This is a genomic window from Streptomyces sp. Ru73, assembly GCF_002920575.1.
Lineage (GTDB): Bacteria > Actinomycetota > Actinomycetes > Streptomycetales > Streptomycetaceae > Streptomyces.
In genome coordinates this window covers 1-3,217 of sequence record NZ_PQSQ01000198.1, presented here as the reverse complement: position 1 = coordinate 3,217, position 3,217 = coordinate 1, and the positions used below count along the sequence as shown (strand labels likewise).

The following is a 3,217-nucleotide window of genomic DNA, read 5'->3' as shown; positions in this document are numbered from 1 at the left end:
TCAAGCGCAGATGAATGAAAATGCAATAGTCTGGAGCGAAGAGGCTGGTGACGGCTTCGGCCCGGCGGCCCGGACGCGGGATTACGTAAAGTCGGGCAGCACACGCCGGGGAGCGGACCGAGAGGACACGATGAGCGGGGACAACGGCGGCGAGCACGCCACCGAGGCGGCGGCCGGCGCCGCGGCGCGGCTGCAGAAGCTCTTCGAGGGGCACCGGCTCACGCCGACCCAGCGCCGGATCGCCCACTGCATGGTGCGCCGGGCCGCCGACGCGCCCTTCCTCTCCAGCGTCGAGCTGGCCGAGCTGGCCGGGGTCAGCCAGCCCTCGGTGACCCGCTTCGCGGTCGCCCTGGGCTTCGACGGCTACCCGGCGCTCCGCCGCCACCTGCGCGACGTCACGCCCGACCGCGGCACGCCCGCCGCCGACTCCCGCAACGAGTACCAGCAGGCCGTACTGGAGGAGATCGGCAACCTCCAGGAGCTGGCGGCGGCGCTCGCCGACCCCGGGCCGGTCGAGGAGGCGGCACGGCTGTTCGCCGCGTCCCCGGTGCTGCCGGTGCTGGGCCTGCGTGCCGCGGTCGGCCAGGCCGCCGGGTTCGCGTACTTCGCGCGCAAGGTCCACCCCGACGTACGGCTGCTGGACGAGGGCGGCTCGATGCTGGCCGACCGGATCGACGGCGCGGTCAGGTCGGGCGCGACCGTGCTGCTCTGCTTCGCGCTGCCCCGCCACCCGCGCGAGGTGCTGGACGCGCTGGAGTACGCCAGGTCCGCCGGGCTGACCGTCGTCACCGTGGCCGACAGCGCCTTCGCGCCCGTCGCCCGCCACACCGACCTCATGCTGCCCGCGGCGGTCGGCACGGGCCTTGCCTTCGACACGGTCTGCGCGCCCATGCTGCTCGGCCGGGTCCTACTGGAGGCCATGTGCGACGCGCTCCCCGACGCGCAGGCAAAACTGGAGGCGTTCGACGCGCGGGCGGCGGCCCGTGGCCTCTTCGTGGAGTGAGGCGGCCCCGCTCCGGCCCGTCCCCGGGCCGCCGTGCCGCGTACTCACACCTCCAGCTGCGCCTCGACCCGCTTCAGCTGGTGCCGGGCACGAAGCGGGGAGTATGGGCGCTATCCGTCGACAACGGTTCAGGAGGGGCGCGATGCGCCGGGGTGCGACCGGTGCCTGCTGCCGTATGACAGGTCGGGGTGACGGATTCGGCCACCGGCGAGGCGGGCCTCGGCCGCCGCGCCGGGGTGCCCGAGGCGCGGGTCAGCCCTCGCCCCGCACCTTCAGTACGAGCCTGTTCACCGCCCACAGGGCCACGCCGATCAGCAGCAGTACGCCGGCCCGTACGTAGACCTCCAGTGGCCGGTCGGCCAGCGGGCTGGCGAGGACCAGGGCCGTGAGCGCGCCGAGCACCGGCAGCGCCGTCGGCGTACGGAAGTGGGCGTGCGCCACGCGGTCCCTGCGCAGCACCAGTACCGCGATGTTGACCACCGCGAAGACGCAGAGCAGCAGGAATGCCGTGGTGTCGCCCAGCCCTTCGATCTCGCCGGTGGAGACCAGGCCGACGGCCAGCAGCGTGACGAAGAGGATGCCCGCGACGGGCGTGCGGCGGCGGGCCAGGACGCGGCCCATCGCCTTGGGCAGGATGCGTTCGTTGGCCATGCCGTAGCAGAGCCGGGAGGCCATCATGATGTTGATCAGCGCGGAGTTGGTGACGGCGAACAGCGCGATCAGCGCGAAGAGCTTCGGCGGGAAGTCCAGCCCGCCGGCCTTGACCACCTCCAGCAGCGGCCCGCTGGACTTCTCCAGCGTGCGGTGGTCGACCAGCAGCGACGAGACCAGCGCGACCAGGACGTAGATGGTGCCCGTCACGGCCACGCCGATGAAGATCGCGCGGGGGAAGGTGCGCACCGGGTCGCGGGTCTCCTCGGCCATGTTCACCGAGTCCTCGAAGCCGACGAACGCGAAGAACCCGAGCGCGGTGGCGCCCAGTACGCCGGTCAGCAGCGCGTACCCGCCGCTCCCGGACGCCTCGAAGTCGGCCAGCCGGGCGGGCTCGCCGTCGCCGGTGAGGACCGCGTACGCGCCGATCGCCAGGATCACCAGCAGCCCGGTCACCTCGACCAGCGTCAGTACGACGTTCGCCTTCACCGACTCGGAGACGCCGCGCAGGTTCAGCGCCGCGAGCGCCAGCACGAAGAGGATGGCGACGACGGTCGGCGGCACCGCGTCGGTGAACTCGGCGAGGTAGTCGCCGCCGAACGCGCGGGCCGCCGCGCTCGCCGAGGACAGCCCCGAGCACATCACCATGAAGGCCACGATGAAGGTCAGGAAGGGGACCTTGAACGCCTTCTGGGTGTAGAGCGCGGCCCCGGCGGCCTTCGGGTACTTGCCGACCAGCTCGACGTACGAGGCCGCCGTCAGGATCGCCACGACGAAGCCGATCACGAACGGCAGCCACAGGGCGCCGCCGACCTTGCCCGCGACCTTGCCGGTGGTGGCGTAGATGCCGGTGCCGAGGATGTCGCCGATCACGAAGAGGATCAGCAGCTTCGGGCCGATGGCGCGCTTGAGGCCGGTCTCCTCGGGCGCTGCGGTGGAGCCGGGCGTGGTGGTGTCGGTCATCAGGACCTCCCCCGGGAGTCGATGTGGGGGTGGTCCTGCCCGGGGCCGCGGGGCGGGAAGCGCGAGTTGAGGAAGTTCAGAGCCGGAACGGCCCGGCCCGCCCCGCCGGGGCGCCATTGACTAGCTGTATTCATCCAGGCCAAGATGTGAATATATCGATCCAGTGCCGGCTGGGTGCTGGGCACCGCCGAGGGCAGGAGGCAGGGCATGTCAGGACCGCGACCCGTGCGAGCATCGCGTGGTACGGAACTGAGCGCCCGGGGGTGGCAGCAGGAGGCCGCCCTCCGGATGCTGCAGAACAACCTGGATCCGGAGGTGGCCGAGCATCCGGACAAGCTGGTTGTCTACGGCGGTACCGGCAAGGCGGCGCGTGACTGGCGTTCGTTCGATGCGATGCAGCGGACGCTGCGGTCGCTGAAGCAGGACGAGACGATGCTGGTGCAGTCGGGTCGTCCGGTGGGTGTGATGCAGACCCATGAGTGGGCGCCGCGGGTGCTGATCGCCAACTCGAATCTGGTGGGGGACTGGGCGAACTGGGAGGAGTTCCGGCGGCTGGAGCAGCTGGGGCTGACGATGTACGGCCAGATGACGGCCGGCTCG

2 protein-coding genes and 1 pseudogene are annotated in these 3,217 nt (G+C 71.6%); 2 read left to right on the top strand and 1 reads right to left on the bottom strand.

What is annotated here, in order from left to right:
- Nucleotides 1-130 precede the first annotated feature (130 nt).
- Complete coding sequence (locus C3486_RS36465) at nucleotides 131-1,003, top strand: MurR/RpiR family transcriptional regulator (RefSeq protein WP_103837123.1); 873 nt, start codon at nucleotides 131-133, stop codon at nucleotides 1,001-1,003.
- 252 nt (nucleotides 1,004-1,255) lie between these two features.
- Here C3486_RS36465 and C3486_RS36460 read toward each other — a convergent pair whose 3' ends face one another.
- Nucleotides 1,256-2,617, bottom strand: a complete 1,362-nt coding sequence (locus C3486_RS36460) for an APC family permease (protein ID WP_103837122.1) — start codon at nucleotides 2,615-2,617, stop codon at nucleotides 1,256-1,258.
- Nucleotides 2,618-2,824: 207 nt separating this feature from the next.
- On the opposite strand from C3486_RS36460, the pseudogene C3486_RS36455 reads away from it, so the two are divergent.
- Nucleotides 2,825-3,217, top strand: a pseudogene (locus C3486_RS36455) (urocanate hydratase); the annotation flags it as partial.

Bases quoted from the DNA above. Each gene is read 5' to 3' on its own strand.
- C3486_RS36465 (WP_103837123.1), top strand. From the start codon at position 131: ATGAGCGGGGACAACGGCGGCGAGCACGCCACCGAGGCGGCGGCCGGC.
- C3486_RS36460 (WP_103837122.1), bottom strand. From the start codon at position 2,617: ATGACCGACACCACCACGCCCGGCTCCACCGCAGCGCCCGAGGAGACC.